This window comes from Bradyrhizobium sp. Ai1a-2, from assembly GCF_000426245.1.
Lineage (GTDB): Bacteria > Pseudomonadota > Alphaproteobacteria > Rhizobiales > Xanthobacteraceae > Bradyrhizobium.
Genome location: NZ_AUEZ01000063.1, coordinates 1 through 26098, shown reverse-complemented (window position 1 = coordinate 26098; position 26098 = coordinate 1). Strand labels below are relative to the sequence as shown.

The 26098-nt window shown below is 64.6% G+C and carries 18 protein-coding genes and 2 pseudogenes; 8 read left to right on the top strand and 12 right to left on the bottom strand.

All coding sequences use genetic code 11. The features are described 5' to 3' along the window. Positions 1-110 precede the first annotated feature (110 nt). A complete protein-coding gene (locus K288_RS0131185; RefSeq protein ID WP_027583079.1) occupies positions 111-1124 on the top strand; it encodes a 1-aminocyclopropane-1-carboxylate deaminase in 1014 nt (337 codons plus the stop codon). A gap of 241 nt (positions 1125-1365) precedes the next feature. Then, the gene (locus K288_RS0131180; RefSeq protein WP_027583078.1) at positions 1366-2643 is read left to right on the top strand and encodes a trypsin-like peptidase domain-containing protein; all 1278 of its coding nucleotides are present in this window, start codon (positions 1366-1368) and stop codon (positions 2641-2643) included. Between the two features lie 25 nt (positions 2644-2668). Here the strand turns inward: K288_RS0131180 and K288_RS0131175 are convergent, their stop codons facing one another. Both K288_RS0131175 and recQ read right to left on the bottom strand, forming a co-directional pair. Continuing rightward, the gene (locus K288_RS0131175; protein WP_027583077.1) at positions 2669-3610 is read right to left on the bottom strand and encodes a metallophosphoesterase; all 942 of its coding nucleotides are present in this window, start codon (positions 3608-3610) and stop codon (positions 2669-2671) included. A gap of 179 nt (positions 3611-3789) precedes the next feature. Further along, positions 3790-5652 carry a DNA helicase RecQ gene (gene recQ / locus K288_RS0131170; protein WP_027583076.1) on the bottom strand — a complete coding sequence of 621 codons (1863 nt, stop codon included), beginning with the start codon at positions 5650-5652 and terminating at the stop codon, positions 3790-3792. A gap of 107 nt (positions 5653-5759) precedes the next feature. Here recQ and K288_RS0131165 point away from each other — a divergent pair, with 107 nt between their 5' ends. The 3 genes from K288_RS0131165 to K288_RS0131155 are packed head-to-tail and all read left to right on the top strand — an operon-like array spanning position 5760 to position 9822. Beyond that, positions 5760-7109, top strand: a complete 1350-nt coding sequence (locus K288_RS0131165; protein WP_027583075.1) for a cytochrome c — start codon at positions 5760-5762, stop codon at positions 7107-7109. After that, on the top strand, positions 7106-7600 hold the full coding sequence (locus K288_RS0131160) for a (2Fe-2S)-binding protein (RefSeq protein ID WP_027583074.1): 495 nt from the start codon (positions 7106-7108) through the stop codon (positions 7598-7600). Before K288_RS0131165 ends, K288_RS0131160 begins: the two co-directional genes overlap by 4 nt. Further along, positions 7597-9822 carry a molybdopterin cofactor-binding domain-containing protein gene (locus K288_RS0131155; RefSeq protein ID WP_027583073.1) on the top strand — a complete coding sequence of 742 codons (2226 nt, stop codon included), beginning with the start codon at positions 7597-7599 and terminating at the stop codon, positions 9820-9822. Before K288_RS0131160 ends, K288_RS0131155 begins: the two co-directional genes overlap by 4 nt. 147 nt (positions 9823-9969) lie before the next feature. Here K288_RS0131155 and K288_RS0131145 read toward each other — a convergent pair whose 3' ends face one another. From K288_RS0131145 to K288_RS0131135, 3 genes are all read right to left on the bottom strand, one after another. Further along, positions 9970-11349 (bottom strand): VWA domain-containing protein, encoded by a 1380-nt coding sequence (locus tag K288_RS0131145; protein ID WP_027583072.1) that lies wholly within the window; start codon positions 11347-11349, stop codon positions 9970-9972. 5 nt (positions 11350-11354) lie between these two features. Continuing rightward, on the bottom strand, positions 11355-12302 hold the full coding sequence (locus tag K288_RS0131140; protein ID WP_027583071.1) for a MoxR family ATPase: 948 nt from the start codon (positions 12300-12302) through the stop codon (positions 11355-11357). A gap of 109 nt (positions 12303-12411) precedes the next feature. Next, positions 12412-13044: an HAD-IA family hydrolase gene (locus K288_RS0131135; protein ID WP_027583070.1), complete on the bottom strand. Its 633-nt coding sequence runs from the start codon at positions 13042-13044 to the stop codon at positions 12412-12414. Positions 13045-13159: 115 nt separating this feature from the next. Here K288_RS0131135 and K288_RS0131130 point away from each other — a divergent pair, with 115 nt between their 5' ends. Next, on the top strand, positions 13160-13921 hold the full coding sequence (locus K288_RS0131130) for a S1 family peptidase (RefSeq protein ID WP_027583069.1): 762 nt from the start codon (positions 13160-13162) through the stop codon (positions 13919-13921). Between the two features lie 132 nt (positions 13922-14053). Here K288_RS0131130 and K288_RS0131125 read toward each other — a convergent pair whose 3' ends face one another. The 3 genes and pseudogenes from K288_RS0131125 to K288_RS47090 form a co-directional block, all read right to left on the bottom strand. Next, complete coding sequence (locus tag K288_RS0131125; protein ID WP_027583068.1) at positions 14054-16276, bottom strand: acetate--CoA ligase family protein; 2223 nt, start codon at positions 16274-16276, stop codon at positions 14054-14056. Between the two features lie 159 nt (positions 16277-16435). Continuing rightward, positions 16436-17011 (bottom strand): class GN sortase, encoded by a 576-nt coding sequence (locus tag K288_RS0131120; RefSeq protein ID WP_027583067.1) that lies wholly within the window; start codon positions 17009-17011, stop codon positions 16436-16438. Positions 17012-17200: 189 nt separating this feature from the next. Beyond that, positions 17201-19467, bottom strand: a pseudogene (locus K288_RS47090) (marine proteobacterial sortase target protein). A 186-nt stretch (positions 19468-19653) separates the two neighbouring features. Here K288_RS47090 and K288_RS0131110 point away from each other — a divergent pair. Beyond that, complete coding sequence (locus tag K288_RS0131110) at positions 19654-20415, top strand: helix-turn-helix transcriptional regulator (protein WP_027583066.1); 762 nt, start codon at positions 19654-19656, stop codon at positions 20413-20415. Between the two features lie 126 nt (positions 20416-20541). Here the strand turns inward: K288_RS0131110 and K288_RS0131105 are convergent, their stop codons facing one another. The 3 genes from K288_RS0131105 to K288_RS0131095 form a co-directional block, all read right to left on the bottom strand. After that, the gene (locus tag K288_RS0131105; protein ID WP_027583065.1) at positions 20542-21252 is read right to left on the bottom strand and encodes a DUF1614 domain-containing protein; all 711 of its coding nucleotides are present in this window, start codon (positions 21250-21252) and stop codon (positions 20542-20544) included. Between the two features lie 261 nt (positions 21253-21513). After that, complete coding sequence (locus K288_RS0131100) at positions 21514-22737, bottom strand: ABC transporter substrate-binding protein (RefSeq protein ID WP_027583064.1); 1224 nt, start codon at positions 22735-22737, stop codon at positions 21514-21516. A gap of 97 nt (positions 22738-22834) precedes the next feature. Then, positions 22835-24382, bottom strand: coding sequence for a long-chain fatty acid--CoA ligase (locus K288_RS0131095; RefSeq protein ID WP_027583063.1), 1548 nt, complete (start codon positions 24380-24382; stop codon positions 22835-22837). 223 nt (positions 24383-24605) lie between these two features. Between K288_RS0131095 and K288_RS0131090 the strand changes: the two genes are divergently transcribed. Beyond that, positions 24606-25742 (top strand): acyl-CoA dehydrogenase family protein, encoded by a 1137-nt coding sequence (locus K288_RS0131090; RefSeq protein ID WP_027583062.1) that lies wholly within the window; start codon positions 24606-24608, stop codon positions 25740-25742. 32 nt (positions 25743-25774) lie between these two features. Here the strand turns inward: K288_RS0131090 and K288_RS47085 are convergent. Beyond that, a pseudogene (locus K288_RS47085) lies at positions 25775-26098 on the bottom strand (transposase); the annotation flags it as partial.

The following is a 26098-nucleotide window of genomic DNA, read 5'->3' as shown; positions in this document are numbered from 1 at the left end:
GGTACATTTGGCGTAATAGATCACAAAGTCGCCAATCGAAATAGAGAGCACCTTTCGCACGGCCGGTGCTAGGGATTCGCATCGAGACGACGCCATCAACGGGAATGACGATGCTGGAAAAATTCGCGCGCTATCCGCTCACTTTCGGCCCGACGCATATCGAGAAACTGGCGCGGCTCTCAAAGCATCTCGGCGGCAGGGTGGAGATCTTTGCCAAGCGCGAGGACTGCAATTCGGGGCTCGCCTTCGGCGGCAACAAGTTGCGCAAGCTCGAATACATTATCCCTGATGCGATCGCGTCCAACGCCGATACGCTGGTCTCGATCGGCGGCGTGCAGTCGAACCACACGCGGATGGTCGCGGCCGTGGCCGCCAAGATCGGCATGAAGTGCCGCCTGGTGCAGGAAAGCTGGGTGCCGCATGAGGACGCGGTCTATGACCGCGTCGGCAACATCCTGCTCAGCCGCGTGATGGGCGCCGACGTGCGGCTGGTCGACGAAGGCTTTGACATCGGCATCCGCAAGAGTTGGGAGCAGGCGATCGAGGAGGTGAAGGCGCAGGGCGGCAAGCCCTATGCGATCCCGGCCGGTGCGTCCGTGCACAAATATGGCGGGCTCGGCTATGTCGGCTTCGCCGAGGAGGTGCGGGCACAGGAGAAGGAGCTCGGCTTCAGCTTCGACTACATCGTCGTCTGCACCGTGACCGGCTCCACCCATGCCGGCATGCTGGTCGGCTTCGCCGCCGACGGCCGCGCGCGAAACGTGATCGGCATCGATGCCTCCTTCACCCCGGCGCAGACCAAGGCGCAGGTGCTTTCGATTGCGCAGAACACCGCTGATCTCGTCGAGCTCGATCGCAAGATCGTCGAAGACGATGTGGTGCTGCTCGAGGAATACGCCTATCCCGCCTATGGCGTGCCGTCCGACGCGACCAAGGAGGCGATCCGGCTTTGTGCGCGGCTGGAGGGAATGATCACCGATCCCGTCTACGAGGGTAAATCCATGCAGGGCATGATCGACCTCGTGCAGAAGGGCTTCTTCCCGGCGGGCTCGAAAGTGCTGTACGCCCATCTCGGCGGCGCGCCGGCGATCAACGGCTATGCGTACACGTTCCGAAATGGGTGACGCTACGTAGCCGGGTGGAGCGCAGCGCAACCCGGGGCATCGCATCCGCGATGGTCTGTCCCGGATTGCGCTTCGCTTCATCCGGGCTACGGCTCCTCACTTTCTGGTTGACGAGATTTCACACTAAGAACAAAATAAGAACATTAGGCATGGCGTCCGGCGCCTGACAGCGCCGTTCGCACGCAGCTTGCGGACGAGTTCCGAAGCCTCCTATGATGGGCCGTGGCTGGGGTAGTGAAGTATGAGACTTGCAATCAGCGCGGTTGTCGCGGCCGCGTGCGTTCTTCTGTCCGTGCCATCTTCGCATGCGCGCGGGCCTTACGGCTCGATCACGATAGGCAACTGGCAGGGCGGCGCCTATACCGACGACAGCAGCGGCAACTTCACTCATTGCGCCGCCGGTGCCTCCTACCAGAGCGGCATCTACTTCCTGGTCCTGATCGACGCCCGCGGCAATTGGCGCCTGGGATTTTCCCATCAGGGCTGGCGGTTGACGGCCGGCGAATCCTTTCCGATGACGCTGACCTTTGACGGCCAGCAGCCCTTCAACGTGTATGGGCGGCCGCTTGGGGCGCAGCTCGTGGCGGTCGACATGCCGCTCAATTCGTCGCTGATCAATCAATTCCGCAAGGCGCGGACGATGAGCGCGTTTGCCGAGGGCCAGCTCTTCCAGTTCAACCTGAACCAGACCGCGCAGCTGTTGCCCGCGCTGGTCACTTGCGTCGAAAGCGTCAGGAAGAACGGGCTCGCCAATGCCGGTGAGTTTGCGGTCGCACCGCCGAAGCAGGCCGCCGCACCGTCGACGGCTGAGCCGGCCCAGCCCAGTGCCGCGCCGCCGAAGCAGGCCAAGCCCGTCAACAAGACCGGTACCGGCTTTGTGATCAGCGGCAACGGACACATCGTCACCAACAACCACGTCATCAGTGGCTGCGACGAGATCAGCGGCAATCTCGGCGGCGAAGCGCCGATCAAGCTGCGGCTGGTCTCGAGTGACCAAACCAACGATCTGGCGCTGCTGCAGGCACCCAGCCTGTTCAAGGAAGTGGCGACCATCCGGGAGTATTCGGTGCAAACCGGAGACGGCGTGATCGCGATAGGTTATCCGTATCACGGGCTGCTGACATCGGATTTCACCGTCACCACCGGCATTGTCAGTTCGATGAGCGGCATGTTCAACGACACCCGCTTTCTGCAGATCAGCGCTGCGGTGCAACCGGGAAACAGCGGCGGTCCGCTGCTCGACTTCACCGGCGCCGTGGTCGGCGTAGTCTCGGGCAAGCTCGATGCGATCAAGGTGGCGCAGGCCACCGGCAACATTCCCGAGAACATCAACTTCGCCATCAAGACCGGTGCCCTCAAGGATTTCCTCGACAACAGCGCGGTGGCGTATCGTGCCACCACGCAACGCGACCCGAACAAGGAAACCGCAGAGATCGCGAAAGCCGCCCGCGGTTACACGCTGCTGATCTCGTGCACCGCGAAAGAGCAGAGTGCGAGGGCGAAGAAGCCGGCTCGTTGACGCAGGCACGCCCGCGCATGGCGCGTTACGCCGCCCGTCGCAGCGTGTGCAGCGTGATCTCCGCCGGGCAATTGAGGCGGACCGGCAGCAGGCTGGTGCCGGCGCCCACCGAGGTGTAGCCGGCCATCTTGTCGTAGCGCCAGGCGCCGGCGCCGAACGCGCGCGGCAGCCATGCTTCCAGCTTGATCGCGATGCCGCCGGGCAGGCAGAGCTGGCCGCCATGGGTGTGCCCGCTCAGCATCAGGTCGAAGCTCGCGGCAGCCGCCGCCCGGTACACTTCCGGCGTATGCGAAAGCAGGATCGAGAAGGCGCCGCCTGGAATCGACGCGGCAGCCTTGCCGATGTCGTCGGCGCGATAGAAATGCGCATCGTCGACGCCGGCGAGATAGATCGCCTCATCGCCGCGCCGGATCACCTCGCACTCGTTGAACAGCATCCGGATGCCCATAGCCTCCAATCCCGGCGTCATCCGGATCGTGTCGTGATTGCCGAGGATGCCGTAAACCGGTGGCTTCAGCGCCGCGATCACCGGTGCAAGATATTCAAGGCTCTTGTCGAACGGACCAAAGGTCTGGCCGCGATAGTCGCCGGTCAGGACGCAGATATCATAGGCGAGGTCCGCGACCATGCCGGGCAGCCTCCGCATGGCACCGGCGCTCATGTCGGCGTGCAGGTCGCTGATATGCAGCATGGTGAAACCGTCAAAGCTCTTGGGCAATACGGTCGAGGCGAGCTCGTTCCGCCTGAGGCACACGCGGTCCGCGTTCTGCCGCGCGCGGCCGTACAGCCCGGTAAGCTTGAGCGCCGTTGCAATGACGCCCGGCGCAAGCAGCGAGTTCTCCAGGTTGAAGAATAGCGTCCCCTGGCCGAACAGCTGCGCCTCGTGTTCGGTTTCGTCGTTCAACCGCCGCCTGACATGCTCGGCGCCGATCCGCTTGATCAAGTCCTGAAGGCCCAATTCGTGCATCGCCGCCACCCTAGATCATGATCCGATTGGATGAAATCGGATCATGATCTCATCTCGCTATTTGAGCATGATCTCCGCGCAAACGCTCCGCGTTTGTCGCGAAGGAAAACCGGTTTCCACTTTTCCGGATCATGCTCCAGCAACCGGAAATGCCGTCGCCAAACGCCCAGATCGGGCGCTCAGCCTTCGGTCGACCGCACCACCGCGATCAGCTCGTCGCCGTAGTGCTCGAGCTTCTTATCGCCGATTCCGGCGATGCCGCGAAGCTGGTCGAGCGTCGTCGGGCGCACGGCGGCGATGCCGTCGATGGTGGAATCGTGCAGCACGACATAGGCCGGAACGCTGCGCTGCCGCGCCACCTCGGAGCGCCAGGCGCGCAGCGCGGCGTGAAGCGCAGGATTGGCGGCCTTGCCCTGGCCGGCCGCGACAGGCGCAAGCTCGCCGCGCCGCGACTTGGAACGGATGGCGCGGTTGCGCGCGCCTTCCGCCTGCTCGCGCAGCAGCACCTCGGTCTCGCCTTTCAGGACGCCGCGCGCGCTCTCGGTCAGTTTCAGCGCGCCGAAAGCCTCGCCGTCGGCCCAAAGATGCCCCATGGCGACGAGCTGGCGCAGCACCGCGCGCCACTGCTTCTCATTGAGCTCGCGGCCGACGCCGAACACCGAAAGCTTGTCGTGTCCAAACTGGGTCACGCGCTCGGTGAGGCGGCCGACCAGTACGTCGATCAGGTGCATGGCGCCGAAGCGCTGGCCGGTGCGGTAGACGCAGGACAGCATCTTCTGCGCCAAAATCTTGCCGTCGCGCACGCGGGGCGGCGACAGGCAATTGTCGCAATTGCCGCAATTCTCTTCCGTCAGCGCCTCGCCGAAATAGGCCAGCAGGCGCCGCCGGCGGCAGCCCACGGTTTCCGCCAGCGCCACCAGCGAATCGAGCTTGCCGATCGAGACGCGCTTATAGGCATCGGAGCCAGTGGATTCGTCAATCATGCGGCGCTGCTGCACGATGTCGGAGAGGCCATAAGCCATCCACGCGCTTGACGCCTTGCCGTCGCGTCCCGCGCGGCCGGTCTCCTGGTAATAGGCTTCGATGCTCTTGGGCAGATCGAGATGGGCGACGAAGCGCACGTCCGGCTTGTCGATGCCCATGCCGAAGGCAACGGTGGCGACGACGACGATGCCGTCCTCGTTGATGAAGCGATCCTGATTGCGTGCGCGCACGCTGGGTTCCAGCCCGGCGTGATAAGGCAGCGCAGGGATGCCGGCCGCGCTGAGCGAGGCTGCGACGTCTTCCACCTTGGCGCGCGACAGGCAATAGACCACGCCGGCCTCCCCGGCATGGCGCTCGGCGATGAACGCCTTCAATTGCGTCAGCGAATTCACCTTGTCGATGATTTCGTAGCGGATGTTCGGCCGGTCGAAGCTCGAGACGAAGCGCGGGGCGTCGGCAAGCGAAAGCCGTTCGGCGATCTCCTGGCGTGTCAAGTCGTCGGCGGTCGCGGTCAGCGCCATGCGCGGCACGTCGGGAAAGCGCTCGGCGATCACGGAAAGGCCGATATATTCGGGCCGGAAATCATGGCCCCATTGCGAGACGCAATGCGCCTCGTCGATCGCAAACAGTGCGATCTTCGCCTGTGCGAGCAGGCTGAGGCAGCGCGGCGTCACCAGCCGTTCTGGTGCGACATACAGCAGATCGAGATCGCCTGCGATCAGCCGCCGCTCGACCTCATTGGCTTCTTGCGGCGACAGCGTCGAGTTCAGCACGGCCGCGTTGACGCCGGCCTCGGTGAGGCCCGCAACCTGGTCGCGCATCAGCGCGATCAGCGGCGAGACCACGATGCCGCAGCCCTCGCGCAGCAGCGACGGCAGCTGGTAGCAGAGCGATTTGCCCCCGCCGGTCGGCATCAGCACCAGGCAATTACCGCCATCGGTCACATGGCGGACGATCTCTTCCTGCGCGCCCCGGAACGTTGTGAGGCCGAACACGGAATTGAGCACGGAGAGCGCATCCCTGACATCGCCGGACGCGCGGTTGAGGACAGAATCCATGTCGGTTTCAGATGTAGTCAAGAAGCGGTGATCGGGAGCCCTGTCGGCGAACGATGCCGGGATATCCGTGTTAAAACACGGTCCAACCACAAACTCAAATGGCCGGCATGGCGAGATTGCCACGGATCATCGCAGGCATTGTCGCTGTCGCGCTGGCCGTGGGCGCGGCGGCCGCCTTTGCGATCGTGTGGCGGCCGGCCATCGCTGCGATCGAGCCGCCGTCACCTGAAACGTTCGATCCGGCCGTGGTCAAGCGCGGCCGCGAACTCGCTGCACTCGGCAATTGCAACAGCTGCCACACCCGGCGGAACGGCCAGGATTTTGCCGGCGGCCTGCCGGTGCCGACCCCGTTCGGCGTGGTCTTTTCCTCCAACATCACGCCGGATCCGGAGACCGGCATCGGCGAGTGGTCGGAAGCGGCGTTCGGGCGTGCCATGAGGACCGGCGTCAACCGGGAGGGCCAGCATCTCTACCCGACCTTTCCTTATGACCACTTCACCAATGTCACCGATAAGGACGACCGGGCGCTCTATGCGTTCCTGATGACTCGGCCGCCGGTGCATGCCGTGGCCCGGCCGAACGAGCTCGTCTTTCCGCTGGACCAGCGGCCGATCATCGCCGGATGGAAATTGCTGTTTTTGCGCCGCGACACGTTCCAGCCGGATCCCGCAAAGAGTGCCGAATGGAACCGGGGCGCTTACCTCGTCGACGGCCTCGCCCATTGCGGCGCCTGCCACACGCCGCGCAATGCGCTCGGCGCTGAGCGTGTCAGTGCGCAATTTGCCGGGGGCGAGGCTGACAATTGGCACGCTTATGCGCTTAACGACCGTGCGCATGCGCCGGTGCCGTGGAATGCGGAGTCGCTTTACGCCTATTTGCGCCATGGCTGGCATCCCGATCACGGCACTGCTCGCGGGCCGATGGCGGAGGTGGTGAGCAACCTCTCCACAGTGCCCGACAGCGACGTACGTGCCATCGCCACCTATATGGCCGACGTCTCCGGCGCGGCGAAGCCGGAACGCGATCGGGGCTCTGTGCTTGCGCAAGCCGAACCGGCACCTGCGCAAGGAGACCCGACCGGTGCGGCGATTTACGCTGCCGCCTGCGCCTCCTGCCATGAATCAGGCCGGCCGCTGCCCTATGGCGGCGTCAACCTTGCGCTGAGCACCGCGGTCGCGAGCCCTGATCCCCGCAACCTCGCCAATCTCATCCTGGCCGGCGTTCCAGCGGTGGCGGGCGAGCGCAGTCCGATCATGCCGGGCTTCGCCGCCAGCATGAGCGATGCGCAGGTCGCCTCGCTCCTCAATTACCTGCGTGCGCGTTTCAGCAAGGAACAGCCGTGGGCCGACGTTGAAAAGACCGTTGCGGATGCGCGCCGCACCCAGACCGCGCTTCTCCAGACTTCCACCGGTCCGCGCAATGCGCCGGCCGACCCTTCGCAGCGAGACCAGCCATGATGACATTGAAGGTCAACGGCCAGGAAAATCACATCGACGCCGATCCGGATACGCCGCTGCTCTACGTGCTGCGCGACGATCTGAAACTCAACGCCGCCAAGTTCGGCTGCGGGCTCGGCCAATGCGGCTCGTGCACCGTCATCGTGGATGGCAAGGCCGTGCTGTCCTGCGTGACTCCGCTGGTGCTGCTCGAAGGCAAGCAGGTGACGACGCTGGAAGGCCTCGGCACCGTGTCCGCGCCGGCGCCGATCCAGCGTGCCTTCATGGAAGAGCAGGCGGCGCAATGCGGCTACTGCATCGCCGGCATGATGATGCGCGCGCAGGCGCTGCTGCTCAGAAATCCAAAACCGACCGATGCGCAGATCCGCGCCGAGCTCCAGCCGAACCTCTGCCGTTGCGGCACCCATATGCGGATCCTGCGCGCGGTGCATCGCGCGGCGCGATTGATGGATACCGCCGATGCATCTGTGAACGAGAGGAGCGGCCAATGAACGCGCCTGTTATCCTCGACCGCCGCCGCGTGCTGCAGGGCGGCGGCGCCCTCATCGTCAGCTTCTCGCTAGGCCGTGCATTCGCGGAAGAAGGGGCGCCGGCGGCTGCGGGACCAAAGCGGCCCGGCAGCCTCGCGACCGCGCCCTATCTTGATTCGTGGCTCCGCATCGATTCCGATGGCCGCATCACCGCCTTCACCGGCAAGGCCGAGTTGGGGCAGGGCTTCAAGACGGCGTTCCAGCAGATCGCCGAACAGCTCGACGTGCCCTTCAAGGCGATCCACGTCGTCACCGCGGACACACAACTCACGGCCAACGAAGGCTATACCGCAGGCAGCCACTCGATGCAGGATTCCGGCGCCGCGATCCTGAATGCCGCCGCGCAGGTGCGCGAGCTCCTGATCGCAGAGGCGGCGAAGCGGCTCGATCTCGCTGGAGAAAGCCTGAAGACCGACAACGGCGCGGTGGCCGCGCCGGACGGCAGGCGGCTGACGTACGGCGAACTCGTCGCTGCCGACATGCTTCACGTACAGGCGCAGCCGCAATCGAAATTGAAGGATCCGGCGACTTTCAAGATCATCGGCCATCCAGTGCCGCGCGTGGACATCCCGGCCAAGGTGACCGGCGGTGAAGCCTATGTGCAGGACATGCGACTGCCTGACATGGCGCATGCGCGCGTGGTGCGGCCGCCGAGCTACGGCGCGCAGCTCGTCGAATGCGATAGCTCGGCTGTCGAAAAACTGCCCGGTGTCGTCAAGATCGTGCGCGATGGCAATTTTCTTGCTGTCGTCGCGGACAAGGAATTTCAGGCGGTCAAGGCGATGAACACACTCGCCGCTGCGGCGAAATGGAAAGAAAGCCCGAATCTGCCGAAGCAGAATGATTTGCTCAATGTGCTCACCAGCCTGCCTTCCCAGGATTCCACCATCCTCAATCGCAGCGATCCTTCCGTATCCGGCCAAAAGACGGTTGAGGCCACTTACACGCGCTCCTATCAGTCGCATGGCTCGATCGGCCCATCCTGCGCCGTGGCGCATTTCGTCGAAGGCGCGATGACGGTCTGGACGCACACGCAGGGCGTCTACCCCGACCGCCAGGCGATCGCGGAGATGCTGCGGATGCAGCCCGCAAGCGTCCGCCTGATCCATGTCGAGGGCTCCGGCTGCTACGGCCACAACGGCGCCGACGATGTCGCGGCCGACGCCGCCTTGATCGCGCGTGCGCTGCCGGGCCGGCCCGTGCGCGTGCAATGGATGCGCGAACAGGAGCACGCCTGGGAGCCGTTTGGGCCGGCGATGGTGACGAAGCTGAAGGCCTCGCTCGATGCCGATGGCCGGATCGCCGACTGGAATTTTGCGGTGTGGAGCAACACACATTCGATGCGGCCGGGCAATGCGGGCACGCTGCTTGCCGCGCAGCACATGGCGCAGGCGTTTGCGGTTCCGCAGCCAAAGCCGTTGCCGTTGCCGGAAGGCGGCGGCGACCGCAACGCGATCCCGCTCTACACTTTTGCCAACGCGCGCGTGGTGCATCACTTCATTCCGGCGATGCCGTTGCGGATTTCGGCGATGCGCGGGCTCGGCGCCTATCACAACGTGTTCTCGATCGAGAGTTTCATGGACGAGCTCGCCGGACTCGCCGATGCCGACCCGATCGAGTTTCGCCTGCGGCATCTGGAGGATCAGCGCGGGCGCGACGTCATCGAGAAGGCGGCGCAGGAATTTGGCTGGAAGCGGTATCAGAAACCGCAAGCCGGCCGCGGTTACGGCTTTGCCTTCGCCCGCTACAAGAACCTTGCGGCCTATTGTGCCATCGCGTCCGAAGTGGAGGTGAATCGCGAGACCGGACGCGCGCAGCTCCTGCGCGCGGTCGCTGCTGTCGATTCCGGGCAGGTGGTCAATCCGGACGGGCTGACCAACCAGATCGAGGGCGCGATCATGCAGTCGATGAGCTGGACGCTATATGAAAGTGTCAGCTTCGACGACACGAGGATCACCAGCATCGACTGGCAGACCTATCCGATCCTGCGCTTCGACGCGGTGCCTGATCGCATCAACGTCCACATCATCAACCGTCCCGGCCAACCGTTTCTCGGCAGCGGCGAGACCGGCCAAGGCCCCGCCGCAGCCTCGATCGCCAACGCTATCGCCCACGCCACCGGCAAACGCCTGCGCGATCTGCCGCTGACCCGCAAGCGCATCAAGGACGCGATCGATGCGTGAGAGGCGGGAGCTTGCGGCGCCAACGTCGCGCGATTTTTGACACCGGCCCGTAGCCCGGATGGAGCGGAGCGCAATCCGGGACCGCTCGTGCCGGCCGGCAAAGACCCCGGATTACGCTTCGCTCCATCCGGGCTACAAGGCCGCGATCTACTGATACGTCGCCACGATATCAGACACTGCGCGTTCGAGCTGCCGCGCGGTGGCGCATTGGCGCACCACACTGCAGAAGGTGGCGTAACGGGGCATCTCGGAATCGCCGAAGCCCCAGGTCATGCGGCCTTCCGGGTTGAGCCAGACCAGGCGCTTCGAGCGCTCCGCGATACGGCGCAGGATGTCGGCGCGCGGGTCGAGGTTGTTGCTGCGGGCATCGCCGAGCACGATCACGGTGGTCTGCGGCGTGATCGTGTCCATCCAGCCCTTCTCGAAATCGGCAAGTGAGTTGCCGTAGTCGGAGGAGCCGAAGCCGACCTTGGACATGATCTCCGCCATCGCCGCCTCAGGCGATTTCTCCTCCAATATGTCGCTCACCTCGATCAAATGGCTGGAGAACGCAAAGGAGCGGACATCGTCGACCACCTCGTGCAGCGAGTGGATCAACAGCAGGAAGAAATCGGACACGCGCGCAACCGAGCCGGAGACGTCGCAGAGCGCGACGATCTTCGGCCGGTCGCGGTGCTTGCGCTTCCAGGCAGTGAGGAAAGGTACGCCGCCCCAGGCCGCGTTCCGCCGCAGCGTGCGGCACACGTCGAGATGGCCGCGGCGCTGGCGCTTGCGCGGCTTGGAGTAGCGCTCGCGCAGGCGGCGGGCGATCTGGCGGATCAGCGCGCGCATCTGCTCGACCTGGCGCGGCTCGATCCGGGCAAGCGGCGCATTGCGCAGGATCTCGTTGCGCAAATTCTCGGACTCTTCGCGGCCGTAGAGCAGAAGCGCCTGTGAGACGGTGTCGCGGACGGTGCCGCGCAATCCGTCGAGCGCGGCCTGCAGCCGTTCGGCCAGCGCCGGCTTGGTCGCCGTCAGGTTGTCGAGATCGTCGCGCAGGCGCTGGACGCCCATCGCGTCCAGGATACGGCCCGAGAAGATGCCTCGCTGGGTGAAGTATCTGATGTTGGAAAGCGAGGCCGCGCCGGAGGCGTTGGCGATCGCGGCCGATATCGCGGTGCGGTCCTGCGACAGCAGCATCTCCGCGAGGGGACCTAGATTCTCAGCCTGATCACCGCCGCCGGTTTCGCTCGAGGAGTCGGAGCCAGCGCTGGAATCCGCCTGCTCCGCATCGTCGGAGTTGCTCTCGTCCTGCTTTGTGTCCTGGGCCGGCTCGGGCTGGCTGAAGAACAGATCAAAACATTCGCCGAGCGCGCGCTTCTCGTCCTGCGACTTCGCGAGCGTCAGCAGGAACGTGTCGCGCAGGATGCCGCGGTCGGCAAAGCCGATCCGCGAGACCGCGCGCATCGCATCGATGCTTTCAGCGGGCGAGACCCGAACCCCGGCTCCGCGCGCGGCACGAAGGAACCGATGCAGGTTCTCGCGCATGGCGTCTACCCGGACACGCCCTGCCGCGACGCCTTGGCGATGAAGGTGGTGAGCTGCGGCTGCGCGGCCTCGATGTCGGCCTCGTATTTGAGCAGGACGTTCAGCGTATCCCTGACGATCTCATGGCCGAGCTCGGTCGCCTGCAGCAGCACCAGCACGCGCGCCCAGTCGATGGTCTCGCTCACCGATGGCAGCTTCTTCAGGTCGAGGGTGCGGATCTCGTGGATGAAGCCTACCATCTGCCGGCGCAGCGTCTGCGAGATGCCAGGCACGCGGCTCTCGACGATGCGCTCTTCCAGCTTCTGCTCGGGGAAGCCGATATGCAGGTGCAGGCAGCGCCGCTTCAGGGCGTCGCCGAGATCACGTTCGCTGTTGGAGGTCAGGATCACGGTCGGCGGCGCGATCGCCGAAACCGTGCCGAGCTCCGGAATGGTGACCTGGAAATCGCTGAGGATTTCCAGCAGCAGTGACTCGAACTCGGCGTCCGACTTGTCGATCTCGTCGATCAGGAGCACGCAGCCCGCCGGCTGCTCCAGTGCCTGCAACAGCGGCCGCGGCTCGACGAACTCCTTGGAGAAGAACACGTCGCCGAAGGTGTGGAGCTGGTCGAGCGCCGCGTGCAGCGTCTGCGCGCCGCCCAGCACCTCGCCGAGCTTGTCCTTCAAGATCTGCGTGTAGAGCAGCTGCTTGGCGTATTTCCACTCATACAGCGCCTTGGCCTCGTCGAGGCCCTCATAGCATTGCAGGCGGATCATCTTCATGCCGCGCCAGGCGGCGATTGCCTTCGCCAGCTCGGTCTTGCCGACGCCCGCGGGGCCTTCGACCAGGATCGGTTTCTCGATTTCCTGCGACAGATAAACCGCGGTCGCGATCTGCCGGCTCGCGATGTAGCCTTGCGCGGCGAGGCCGCTTTCGACGGCCTCGATCGAGGCCGTAGGCCGATTGTCAGCCACCGATGTGAGCTCCGGATTTGCCTTGGTGCATCAGATTGTTCTGCCTCCCTTGACGGCAAAGCACAAGGCTCGTTTGCGTGAGGACAGGCCCGGTTCCAGCATTTTCCGCCTAGCGCAATACCAGCCCGGTTGCCGCCTCCAGCTCGGAAATCGCCTGGTCCGCGCTGACGACCTTGATCGTGGTCATGCCCATCTCGCGTGCCGGCTTCAGGTTGACGCCGAGATCGTCGAGATAGACGCAATTGTTCGGATCGACCTTCAGCGTTTCCACCATCAGTTCGTAGATGCGCGGATCGGGCTTGCGCAGGCCGATCTTGGCGGATTCGATGACGTGATCGAACAGCGCCATCACCTCCGCGACATAGAGCGTGCGGCCGCTTTTGCTGCCGATCGCGTTCGCCGGCAAATTGTTGGTGATGCAGCCGGTCTTGAATTTCGCATTGATACGCTTCAGCGCTTCCACCATGTCCGGGCGCAGGTCGCCCTGCAGCAGCGGCAGCACGTCCCTGCCGCGCACCTCGGCGCCGAGCGCGAGCGATTCAGCGGCGAACAGCGCATCGAAGGTCTCGATATCGACCTCGGCGCGCTCGAACTTGGCCCAGGCGTTTTCCAGGTGATTGGCGGCGTTGGTGCGGCGGATGATGTCGGCGGGCAGGCCGCGCTCGGTCTCGAACCGCATGAACGCCTCGAACGGCGAGGTGGTCAAGACGCCGCCGAAATCCCAGATCACCGCCTCGATCATTTCCTGCTGCCTGCCGTTATGCGCGTTGACGGAGCGGCTAACACGGATCGATCGGGGGAGCCAGCCTGAATCCGGCGGCTTGGCGATGCGCGCGACGCAAGCTATTGCTGTGCTCATGAAAGCCTTGCTCGCGATATCGGCAGCGCTTGCGCTGCTCGCCTCCACGCCGGCCTCCGCCATTGTCGGCGGCGGCGTGCCGTCCGCCGAAGGCGTCGGCCGCTCCATCGTCACCATCGTCGGTTCGCGCAGCAATTTCTGCACCGGCGCGCTGATCGCGCCGAAGGTGGTGCTCACGGCGGCGCACTGCGTGCAGCCCGGTGCGGACTACAAGATCGTCGAATATGGCCCGGACCGGCAGCCGCAATTGAAGGATGTGAAGAGCATCGCGATCCATCCCGCTTTCAGGATGGATGCCATGACCTCCCATCGCGCCACCGCCGACGTGGCGCTGCTGCAGCTTGCGGCGCCCGCCGCCGGCAAGGCGCCCGCGGCGCTCAGTGCGCCGAACATTCCGGTGACGGTGGGGAGCCGCTTCACCATCGCGGGCATCGGCGTCACCGTGCGCGGCGACGGCAAAAGCGGTGGCACCGTCCGCGTCGCAGGCCTGATCGCGACCGGCCAGCCGGGCACGCTGCAGATCCGCCTGGTCGATCCGCTCAGTCAGGGCGCGCGCGACGGATTAGGGGCCTGCACCGGCGATTCCGGCGGGCCCGTGTTCGAGGACAAGCAGACGGGGCCTGCGATCGTCGGCGTCATCAGCTGGTCCACGGGGCCGAACAATTCCGCCGGCTGCGGCGGCATCACCGGCGTCACGCCGCTGACGCTCTATCGCGACTGGATATTGCAGACAGCGCGGCAGTGGGGCGCGAGCTTTTGATGTGATGTCGTAGGATGGGTAGAGCGAAGCGAAACCCATCGCGATGACGCGGGCGGCTTGAATGATGGGTTTCGCTTCGCTCTACCCATCCTACTGTCTTCCCGGGTCAAGTCCGCGCACGACAAGAAGAGATCAATGTCCCGCCGCCTTGTTCGAAGCGGCATTATTCAGCACGATCAGCGCGTCCACGGCGATGCCGAGCTTGGGGTTGATCAGGAACGGATTGATGTCGATCGAGGCGATGCGGTTGCCGGCGTCGGCGATCAGGTTGGATAGCCCGACCAGCGCCTTCACGGCGGAGGCCTCGTGCAGCGCCGGCTTGCCGCGGTAGCCCTTCAGCTTGATGCCGGCTTTTGTCTTCGCGATGAGTTGCTTTGCTTCGTCCGCATCGAGCGGCGCGCCGGCGAGCGCGACGTCCTTCAATAATTCGATATCGACGCCGCCGGTGCCGAACAGCACCACGGGGCCCATCTCGGCGTCGAGCGAGGCGCCGACCACGAGCTCCAGATCGGCCTTGACCTGCTGCGCGATCAGGATGCCCTCGAGCTTCGGGTTGCCCTTGAGCTTTTTGACCCGCGCCGTGATGTCGTTGAACGCCTTCTTCACTTCCGCGACGCTGTTGAGGTTCAGCACCACGCCGCCGATATCCGACTTGTGCAGGATATCCGGGCTGACCACCTTCGCGACCACGGGGAAGCCGATCTTTTTGGCAATGGTCGCCGCCTCAGTCGCCGTCTGCGCGATCTCCTCCTTCGAGATCGGAATGCCATACGCCTTGAGCAGCTTCTTGGAGGCGACTTCGTCGAGCGCGGCGGCGCCGTTGGCGCTGTTCAGCATCTTTTCCAGCATCGCGCGTGCGGACGCGGTCGAGCTCGAGGCGATATCGGGCACTTCCTTGCGAAGCTGCGCGTATTCGATCAGCGACTTGATCGCGCTGACCGCGCGGTCGAGTCCCTGCAGCACGGCGACATCAGGCAACGTCTTGCGCAGCGCCTTGGTATGCTCGGTGAAGCCGATCGACATTGCGCTGATATAGATCACGGGTTTGCGGGCCTGGCCGGCCATCTCGTTGACGATGCGAAGATTGCGCTCGCGCAATTCATGCGGCGCCTTCGGCAGTTCGGCATCGATGATGACGATGTCGGTGTCGGGATCGTCGATCATGATCTTGATCGACTTCATGTAGACGGAAGGATCGACCACGGCGGCAAAGCCGGCGTCCAGCGGATTGCCGACAATGCTGCCGGGGCCGAGCATCTTGGCGAGCTGCTCAGTCGCGTTCAAGCTGAGCGGTGCGAAATTCAGTCCGGCCGAATAGAACGCGTCGATCAGAAGCCCCCGCTTGCCGCCTGACAGCGAGACAGCGGCGAGCCGGTTGCCCTTCGGCAGATCGGCATGCACGAAGCATTCGGTGGTCTCGATCAATTCATCCAGGCCGCGGACGCGGATCACGCCTTCGCGGGTCGAGATCGCGTCGAAGGTCTCGATCGAGCCGGCAAGCGCGCCGGTATGCGCCATCGCCGCGGCGCGGCCGCCCTCGGAGGCGCCGAGCTTCAGCGCGATCACCGGCTTGCCGGCGGCGCGCGCGGCCTTGCAGGCATCGCGGAACGCTTTCGTGTCCCGCACGCCTTCGAGGTAGACCACGATGACGTGGATGCTCGGATCGGCGGCGAAATAGGTCATCAGGTCGGGCGTGGTCAGCCCGCTCTCGTTTCCGGTCGTCACCATGTAGCCGACACCGACCCCGCGATCCTCCAGCGTCTGGCGGATGGCCATCACGATCGCGCCGGACTGGCCGGCGATCGCCACCGGCCCCGCTTCCATGGTGACGATGCGGTCGTCGATATTGGTGAAGAGGTTTTCGCCGGCGCTCAGATTGCCGAGGCAGTTGGGTCCGGTCACCGCCAGCCCGGTCTCCTGCACTGCCTGTTTCAATTCCACCGCGAGCCGCTGGCTTTCTTCATCCTGCAACTCGCTGAAGCCCGAGGTGACGATGGTGGCGGAGCGGGCGCCGGCGGCGGCCGCATCGCGGATCACCTGCACCGCAAACCGCGCCGGCACCAGCACCAGCACGTGGTCGGGCTTGTCGGGGAGGCTCGCGAAGTCCTTGTAGCAGGCGACGCCCCAGATCGTCTCCCGCTTGGCGTTAACGGGATAGAGCCCGCCGCGATATCCGTATTTGATCAGGTTGTTCCAGATCCGCTCGGCGTAATTGCCGGGCTTGTCGGTGGCGCCGACCAGCACGATGTTGCGCGGGTGCAGCATCGCATGGATCTGCTTGACGATCTTGCTCGCGTCAGGCGAAGGCGACCATTTCTCTGCTGGAGCGGATGCGGGGCTGAATTGAGCTTCCATGGACCTCGCCTTGCGGTTTCCTGCGGCGCTGCAGCGAACGCCGTGCGCCATATTTTTGTTATTTCTATTGAGCCTTGCGCAGCGTGGCAACTCACACTGGCTGCATGCCGCTACGCGTTGATGCAATATCCCACCACGCGGACAATATTCACGGCGTTGTCATCCGTGAGGGGCAGCTTCGATCATTGTCGCGTGCAGGAGATAGCGCTCTGGCCCCGATGTCAGCGCGTCGAACGGCCAACAGGTCGAGAGCACCAGCTCGTATCGGCTCGACAATGGATCGATGCCGGAAGCATCGAAGCGCACCACGGAGCTGGCGTCGGCGCGATAGCGGAAGGTCTTGCCGTCGCTGCGGGTGACGTCGATCTCATCGCCGATCACGACATCCTTCAGGAAGCGGAAATGGGTGTCGCGATGCGCGGAATAGACGGCAACGCCGCGTTCGCCGGCGTCGGGTGTGAGCTCGACATGGCCCGGCCCGAAGGCGAGCGCCTGACCGCTGGAGCCCGCGAGCACGACGGCGCTGGCATTGAGCCGTTTCACCTCGATGCGCGCGACCGGCCAGGTGTCGGCCCATGACCACGGTTTTGTCGGATGTCCGGTGGCGATGGTCTCGGCGAAGGCACGTTCGAGCAGGACCTGCGCGAGCAGGGCTTTGGCGTGGATATAGGCGCCCTGGCCGAACAGGATCAGGCCGAGAAGGGCGAGGAGGAGAGGGGCAAGGAAACGCGGCATTTGACCGATACTCCGCCGTCATTGCGAGGAGCGCAGCGACGAAGCAATCCACCTCTCCGCAAGCGGTGACATGGATTGCTTCGCTGTGCTCGCAATGACGAGTGTGGAAAGAGTCGCGCGCGCGGCCGGGGGGACGGGAGGCCGCGCGCGCCAAGAGGAGGTGGGGGCGCCTCCTCTTTTCATTCGGCGTCAGTGGGCGAAGTTCTGACGCCGGATGAATGCGAACACGAGCAGGCTGAGGGCGAGCAGGATCGCGCCCGCGATCATCTTCAATTCGGCATCGGTCGCGGTCTTCGGCAGCTTGATCGTGTCGGGCGCCTGCGCCACCGCCGGGCGCTTCAGGGCCGCAAGCTGCATCCGTCCGTCGCCTTCTGCGCGCCGCTCGGTCGGCGCCATCGGCAATTGCGGACGCTCGCCGAACACTTTCGCGAAGTCCCAGCCGGCCGGCAGGTTAAGCGGCAATTCGCTCACTTTCAGCGGCTCGCCGTCGGGCCGGCTCGGGGTCTTGTCGACCGCCACCAGGCTGGTCAGCCGGGTCACGAGCTGATGCTCGAGCGCCAGCGCCAGGATGGTCTTGTCGGCTTCTTCAGGACTCGCCTGCCGCGTGGTGCGCGCAACCTCGGCATCGTCGATCTTGCGCCGCGCCCACAGCTTCGACAGGCCTTTGCCTTCGGCGGCGTTTGCCAGCGGCAGCGTCACGAGCCACGGGCGGTCGCCGATCCGGCCCTTGATCTCGACTGAGCCCGCGAGCTTGTCGAGCCTGGCTGCCAGCACCAGCGGCTCGTCGCGATAGAGGTCGGGAAGGATCGCCGGCGTCGCGTCGGCATGTGCATCGGAGAACTTGGCGGAAAGATTGGTTACCGCGGGATTCTCGAGCTTGGCGAACAGCGAGCGCATGCGCTCCTCGACCTGGTCGGTGGAGCCGATATGGGTGAAGGCACCGCGGCCGAGCTCGGCAGCGCGCGTCATCAGATAGGTGTTGGGCGCCGAGCCGATGCCGACCATGAAGATGCGCGAGCGGCCGCGCATCGCGGTGATCGTCTCGAACAATTGCTGCTCATTGCCGATGGCGCCGTCGGTCAGAAACACGACCTGGCGGACATAATCCGTGTCGCCATCGGAACGATCCGTCAGCGCCGCCCGCATCGCCGGCACCATCTCGGTGCCGCCACTGGCCTGCAGCGCGCCCACGAAGGTGTTGGCGCGGCCGAGATGCTCGCTGTCAGCCGGCACCGCTGATGGAAACAGCACGTCCATGGTGTGGTCGAAACGGATCACGTTGAAGCGATCGTTCGGCTGCAGCCGGCCTAGCGCATAAGTCAGGCTCGCCTTCGCCTGCACGATCGAAGTGCCGCCCATCGAGCCGGAATTGTCGATCACGAAGATCACTTCGCGCGGCCGCGGCTTTTGCTCGGCCTGCTCGACGGCAGGCGGGGTGACGAAGGCGAGCAGATAATCGGCGTCGCCGACATGCTCGCGGAACAACCCGACCGAGGGCGCCTTCTCAGCCGCAGGCTTCCAAGTCAGCTCGAAATCGCGGTCCGCAGGCATGGACCCTCGGCGAGCTTGATGATCCGCGTCGCGTCATCGACGCTTTCGCTACTGATGGCGTGATGATGGCTCGTCACCTCGCCGAGCGGAAAGCCGGCCTGCAGGCGCACGGTGACCTTGGTCGGATTGACGGGCGCATGCTCGGCCGGGTCGAGCACCGGCGGCGTGATGCGGTCGCGATCCGGAACGGGATCGGACTTCGTTGCGCCCCAGCCGCCGCCATCGGGACGGAGGTCGACGCTCTGCACGATCGGCGCGGGATTGTAGCGCGGTGCGACCACCATCGGCACGCGCAGCGAGAATTCGTTGCCGGACCGCTGCACCGGCTCCTGGTATTCGATCTGCACCAGCACGGTCTCGCCCGGGCCGATATTGGCGACCGAGTTGGTGAAGATGTTCGGCCGCTCCTGCTCGGTCAGCGCGGCCTTCTGGCCGCTCTGCTTGGCCTGCTCATAGATGATGCGCGCCTGCTGGCGCTCCTTGATGTCGCCGACCACGATGCGGTCGCCGACTACCATCTTCAGCGTGTCGACCGCGCCGCCGGTTGGCAGCGGATAGACGTAGACAGCTTCGACCCAGTCCTTGGTCGGGTTGCGGAAGACTTGCGTGACGCGGGCGCGGACGGTCGGGCCTGACACCGTGAGGTCGACATCGGTGCCGAGCCTGACGGCGTCGTCATAGCCCTCGTCGGTCTTCAGAAGCAGCGAGCCGGAACGGGCGTCGCCCGGCTTGATGAACGCTGCCGGCGGCTTGATCTCTACCGACCATGCCGGCGCGAAGTTCACAAACAATGCCGCGAAGGCGATGATGAGCGCGGCAACGCCTTCCGCCAGAAAGAACAGCACTATTCGCATCCTGCGCGACAGGCGCGGGCGGCTGGTCGCGATACAATCGTACGTCGTCATTTCCTTCTCCCGAGGAACGTCTTGGACGTGCAAAGTCTTCGGGAAAGTGCTTCGAGGCGCGAGCAGAATGATCGGCATTGTTCGGCCGCGGGCAGGCGCCGCACGCCGCGCCGTCGGCGGCTTTGTGCGGTTTTGTGCTGAAATGTGCGGTCTGTTAGAGTTGGCAAGAATCAGCGTGGGGTAACGATGCCGACGCCGGACAAGCAGCTTTCCGAAGAACAAAGCCGGCAGATTGCGGAAGTCATCCGCGAGGAACTGGCGCGCCGGCGCATCTCGCGGCAGGCGCTGGCCGAGCAGGCCAAGCTCAGCCTCTCGACGCTGGAGAAGGTCTTGGGCGGACGCCGCCCGTTCACGCTCCAGACCACGGTGCGGCTGGAACAGGCGCTCGGCGTCTCCTTGCGCAAGGCCCAGCCGGCATCGCCGGCGCCGGTCGCTAATGGCGAAGTCGCGCCCGATGGGCTAGGCGCCTATTCGCGGCGCGCAGTGCAGTGGATCGAGGGCACGTATATCGCAGTCAGGCCCTCCTTCGGGGACAAGGACGCGGTCTATGCCTATCGCACCGAGATCGCCTGGGACGATGCCGTCTCGTCGCTGATTTTTCGCGAGGGCGAACGGCTCGATGCCGCCTACACCCAGTTCGGCGAAGTCGCCGTCCCCAACCAGTCCGGCTTCATCTATCTCGTCACCAACCGGCACGGCCAGCATCGCCTGATCACGGTGTCCAGGCCGCGCAACACCGGCGAGATGTACGGCATCATCACGACATTGCTCGCCGGCCGCGGCTCGCTGCTGACGCCGATCGCTGCACCCATCGCATTCGTGCCGATCAAGAATATCGCCAATCCCTCGGTCGGGCGGGTGTCGCCCGAGGATGAAAACTACGCGCTCTACCGCGAACATCTGCGCCGCACCGTCGACGAGCCGTTCGCGATCTTCCTGCCGGGTTAGCTCCCTCTCCCGCTTGCGGGGGAGGGCTGGGGTGGGGGTCTCTCCGCGATTCACAATCTTCGTGTGGAGAGAGCCCTCACCCGGCGCTGACGCTCCACCTCTCCCGCAAGCGGGAGAGGTGGAGCGTTACGCCCGCCGCAGCGGCGATGGCGAAACGACGGAGGCGAGCAGCACTGCGAGGATGCCGGTGAGGAAAACGCCGTCAAACGTGCCGGCGCCGCCGATCGAGGCGATGGGCGCACCCAAACTGCCGATCTTGTCCAGGTTGAGAAGATCGGCGCCGATCAGCGTTCCGACTGAGCCTGCGATATAGGCGAGCGGCGCGGCATATGCACGCGAGAGCAGGAGCGCGATGATCGCGACGCTGACGACCGGCACGAACACGGGTACCGCGATGCCTATACCCGGCACCGGCGTCGCCAGCGAATGGACGATGAACGCGATGATGGCGGTGGCGATCGCGGCCCTGACCCAGAGCTCGTATCTGACGACCAGATAGATCGACATGAATGTCGGAATCACCGCGCCGCCGACATTGACGGCCAGGATCGTGCTGGGCGCGGTCACCAGCGGCACCACATAGCGCATGCCGAAGAAGTCGACGACCTCGCCGGATCGGACCGGCGGTCCGGACAATTCCGTGATCGGAATATTGAGATAGCTGCCGACCAGCGAACCGAACAACAGCAGGAACGCCGCTCCCGGTCCGACGCCCAGGCTCAGATAGGCGTATCGGAGAATGCGGAGCTGGATCAGGATCACCAGCACCAATGCCACGAATACCAGGATCGAAAACGATCCCGGCGTCATCGGCAGATAGTGCATCTGGCTATCCACGATCGGCAGCTCGCGTTGTTGGCCCAGTCGTTGAAGTGGGGAGCCGTCGGTACGATCTCAAGGATGACGGGCCGAGCCACGCGCGCCGGCCCACCTCGCCCCGCTTGCGGGGAGAGGTCGAAATTCAAGCGCAGCTTGAATTTCGGGTGAGGGAAGCCTCCGCGAACCCATCTGTCACCGAGTTTGCGGAGAGAGCCCCTCACCCCAACCCTCTCCCCGCGAAGAGCGGGGAGAGGGAGGATTGACGTCGTCGATCCGCCACTAACCGCCTGTCTCGGCGCTGATGATGTCGCCGAACAATTCCCATTGCCCCTTGGTGAACCGCATCATCTTGAGCTGCTCGATCGGGGCGAAGTCATTGGCGCCGGTGTTGACCTTGATGCCGGGGATCAGCGTATCAGGCGCGAAATCCCTCAGGCCGGCGGCCTGCTTCATCACGTTTTCGCGGGTGAGATTGTCGCCGCACTGTTTCAGCGCCTGCACCAGGGTCTGCGCCGCGGCGTAGCCGTAGACGGTGTTGGCGTCGGAGACGTTGGCGCCCGGCATGTACTTGTCGATGAAGGCCATGAATTTCTTCATCCCCTCATCGTCCTTCCACTGCGGGTCGGACGCATCCTTCAGATAGCCGGCTGACAGCACGCCCTCGGACGCATCGAGGCCGGCCGGCTTCATGACGGCGCCGATCGAGATCGAGACATCTGTCATCAGGTGCATCGGCTTCCAGTCCAGTTCGGCGATCTTCTTGATCGCCTGCGCGGCGAATTTCGGCGTCGCGATGTTGACGAAGACGTCGGCGCCAGTGCCCTTCAGCTTGACGATGTGGGAATCGATCGACGGCTCGGTGGTCTCGTAGCTCTCCTCTGCGACGATCAGGTTTGAGGCCTTGTCGCCGAAGATCTCCTTGATGCCGGCGAGATAGTCTTTGCCGAAATCGTCATTGGCATAGAAGATCGCGACCTTGGCATTGGGCTTGTTCTTGAGAATGTATTTCGCGAAGATTCTCGCTTCGACGCGGTAGCTCGGCTGGAATCCCATGGTCCAGGGAAAATCCTTCGGATCGTTCCACTTGCTGGCGCCGGTGGCGAGGAAGAGCTGCGGCACCTTCTTGGCGTTGTGATATTTCTGCACCGCGGTCTGGGTCGGCGTGCCCAGCGCGTTGAACACCAGGAACACCTCGTCGCCTTCGATCAGTTTGCGGATCTGCTCCACCGTCTTCGGCGGCGAGTAGCCGTCGTCATAGGAGATCCAGTTGATCTTGCGGCCGTTGATGCCGCCCTGGTCGTTGATCATCTTGAAATAGGCTTCCTCGGTCTTGCCGATGATGCCGTAGGCCGAAGCCGGCCCGCTATAGGCCTCGACATTGCCTATTCTGATCTCGGTGTCGGAGGCGCCGGTGTCGTATTTCTTCTGCGCAAACGCGCCTTGCGTGGAGAAGAGGGAGAAGGCCGCGACGGCGGCAAGCAAAGCGATTTTCTTGTTCTTCATAGAGCAATTTCCTTGGGGTTTTTTGTGGTTGGGGACGAACGCACGAAAATCGCCGCCGGTCCCGGCAGGCGGCGGCGAAACCTGTTGATGCGCTATGTCACGAAGCTTGCGCCAGATCGGTCGGCTTCAATTCGGCGAATTGCTTGTGCAGCGTCGGCTTGTGGATCTTGCCGGTCGCGTTGCGCGGCAGCGCGTCGACGAATTCGATTGTGCGCGGACATTTGAAGCGCGCCAGGTTGGCCGCGCAATGGGCGTGGATCTGTTCTGGCGTCAGCCTCTCGCCCGGCCTCACCGCGACGACCGCCATGCCGACCTCGCCCCATTGCTCATCGGGGATACCGATCACGGCGGCTTCGGCGACGGCCGGAATCTGGTGCAGCACGTTCTCGACCTCGGCTGGATAGACGTTCTCGCCGCCGGAGATGTACATGTCCTTCCAGCGGTCGACGATGTAGTAGAAGCCTTCGTCGTCGACGCGCGTCGCATCACCCGTATGCAGCCAGCCGTCGGTGAAGGAGGAGGCATTGGCGTCGGGCCGGTTCCAGTAGCCCGGCGTGATGTTCGGTCCCCGGACCCAGAGCTCGCCGAGTTCGCCCACGGCGGCGTCGGTGCCGTCGGGCCGCACGATCCGCACTTCCGTGTGCAGCACTGGCTTGCCGGCGGAGCCGGCTTTGCGTGCGGCGTCCTCGCGGTCGAGCGCCATCACCGCGGGCGATGTCTCGGTCATGCCATAGCCCTGCTGCAGCGCCACGCCGCGCGCTTCCCATACCTTGAGCAGCGGCACGGGCATCGGCGCGCCGCCGACGCCGCAGATGACCAGCCGGCTGAAATCGGCGCTCGCAAACGACGGGTGCTGCGCCATGAACTGGTAGATCGCTGGCACGCCGAAGAAGACGTTGATGCGCTCAGCGGGATCGCTGATCAGTCGCAACGCCTCGCCGGGATCGAAGTTGCGCATGATTAAGGCGGTGCCGCCGGCATGCAGCACCGGGTTGGTGTAGCAATTGAGCCCGCCGGTGTGGAACAGCGGCAGCACGCAGAGGAACACTGAGGATGGCGAGATGTAGGCCAGGCCCCCGAGATTGACGCAATTGAAGAACGTCATGCCGTGGGTGATGATCGCGCCCTTCGGCTGGCCTGTTGTCCCCGATGTGTACATGATGGTCGAGATGTCATCGAGCGTGACAGGCTCGAATGTCTCGATCGGCTGGGCCGATGCGATGCCGGCCTCATAGGAGCCATCCGGGCCGAGCTGCAATGTCGACGACACGCAGCAGAGCCCGGCGACGCTGAGCGCGGTCTCGGCGAGGTCGCCATCATGGATCATGACTTTCGGCGAGGCATCGCCGACGATGAACTGCAGCTCCGGCACCGTGAGGCGGGTGTTGAGCGGCAGGAACACCGCGCCCAGCCGCCCGCAGGCGAATTGCACTTCCAGTGTGTCTGACGTGTTCAGCGCCAGCACCGCGACCCGGTCGCCGCGCGCGACCTTGAGCTGATCGCGCAGATGCGCAGCCAGCCTCGAGATCCGGGCGTCGGATTGCGCATAGGTAAAGCGGCGGCCGCTGCCGAGGTCGACCATCGCGACCTTGTCAGGCGTCCTCCGGCCATGATGGGCGATCCAGTCGTAATAACGAACCGGCAAATGTCCCTCCCACGGTGGGCGGTCTGGCGCCGCCTGATTGTGATCCCGCAAGCGCTCCAGTGGACGGGCCGGGGCCGGAATCTGTCTTGCGTTTAGTGGCTGGACCGGGGGTAGGATCGGCGCCCATTCGCCGCCGGCAGCCACTCGACGCAAGTTGGCGCGGCGATTTCCGGACATCGTTCCGGCCAGGAGAAACGGCCAGGCGAATCGACGGAGCAAAGGGATGGCGAGCCCATTCTACACCACCGAGCACGAGGCCTTTCGCGAGGCGGTGCGCCGTTTCGTGCAAAAGGAGATCGAACCCCACGCCCATGAGTGGGACGAAGCGGGCGAGTTTCCGCGCGAGCTCTATCGCAAGGCCTCCGAGATCGGGCTATTGGGGCTGGGCTTCCCCGAGGAATATGGCGGCGTTCCCGCCGACCAGTTCATGAAGATCGTGGCCTCGCAGGAACTGGCGCGGGCCGGCGCCGGTGGCATCTCGGCGAGCCTGATGAGCCACACCATCGGCTCGCCGCCGATCGCACGGGCCGCCCGGCCGGAGATCAAGGCCCGCGTGCTGCCGGAAGTGCTGCGGGGTGAGAAGATTTCCGCGCTCGCGATCACCGAGCCGAGCGGCGGCTCGGATGTCGCCAACCTCCGCACCAAGGCGCGCCGTGACGGAAATCATTACATCGTCAGCGGCGAGAAGACGTTCATCACCTCGGGCGTGCGCGCCGACTATCTGACGGTCGCCGTGCGCACCGGCGGCGAGGGCCCCGGCGGCGTCAGCCTGCTGCTGATCGAAGGCGATACGCCCGGCCTGTCGCGGACCAAATTGAAGAAGATGGGCTGGTGGGCCTCCGATACGGCGACGCTGCATTTCGACGAGTGCCGGGTGCCGGCCGAGAACCTGATCGGCGAGGAGGGCCGGGGCTTCAAGATCATCATGCAGAATTTCAACAGCGAGCGCATGGGCATGGCGGCGAGCTGCACGGCCTATGCCCGCGTCTGCCTCGAAGAGGCGATCGCCTATGCCAAGGAGCGCAAGACCTTCGGCAAGCCGATCGCCCAGCACCAGGTGATCCGCCACAAGGTCGTCGACATGGCGCAGAAGGTCGCTGCGTCCCAGGCGATGCTGGAAATGCTGGCCTGGCGGCTGGGGCAGGGCGAAAGCCCGGTCGCCGAGATCTGCATGATGAAGAACCAGGCGACCCAGACCATGGCGTTCTGCGCCTCGGAGGCGGTGCAGATCTTCGGCGGCGCCGGCTTCACGCGCGGCATCAAGGTCGAGCGCATCTACCGCGAGGTCAAGGTCAACGCCATCGGCGGCGGCACTGAGGAAATCATGAAGGACCTCGCCAGCCGCCAGATGGGATTGTGACTTGCGCCCTCCCCCTGAAAGGGCTATCCGATTCACACATTTTCGAGCCTCAAAGTGGTGCCGTATTTGATGCGGCGGAAGGCTTCGAGGCCTAGGCGCATCACCTTTGGGCCAGGCTTTCCGTAATAGGCGGTCCATCCTCCGAGCCGAGCAATGACCCACGCAGCGAAGGCGAGCGTGCCTTTTGGATGTGGGTTCTTTTGCTTCGCGGTAGTCCCCTCGAGTTGAGAAGACACGGCTTCCAGCACCGGTTGGTCATCCGGCTCGAAAGCCTCGGTCAGTTCTTCCTCGGTCGTTCCGTCACGGGCGCGGACCAGCTGCATGATCGTGACCGTCGCCACGGCGGCGGCGGCGAC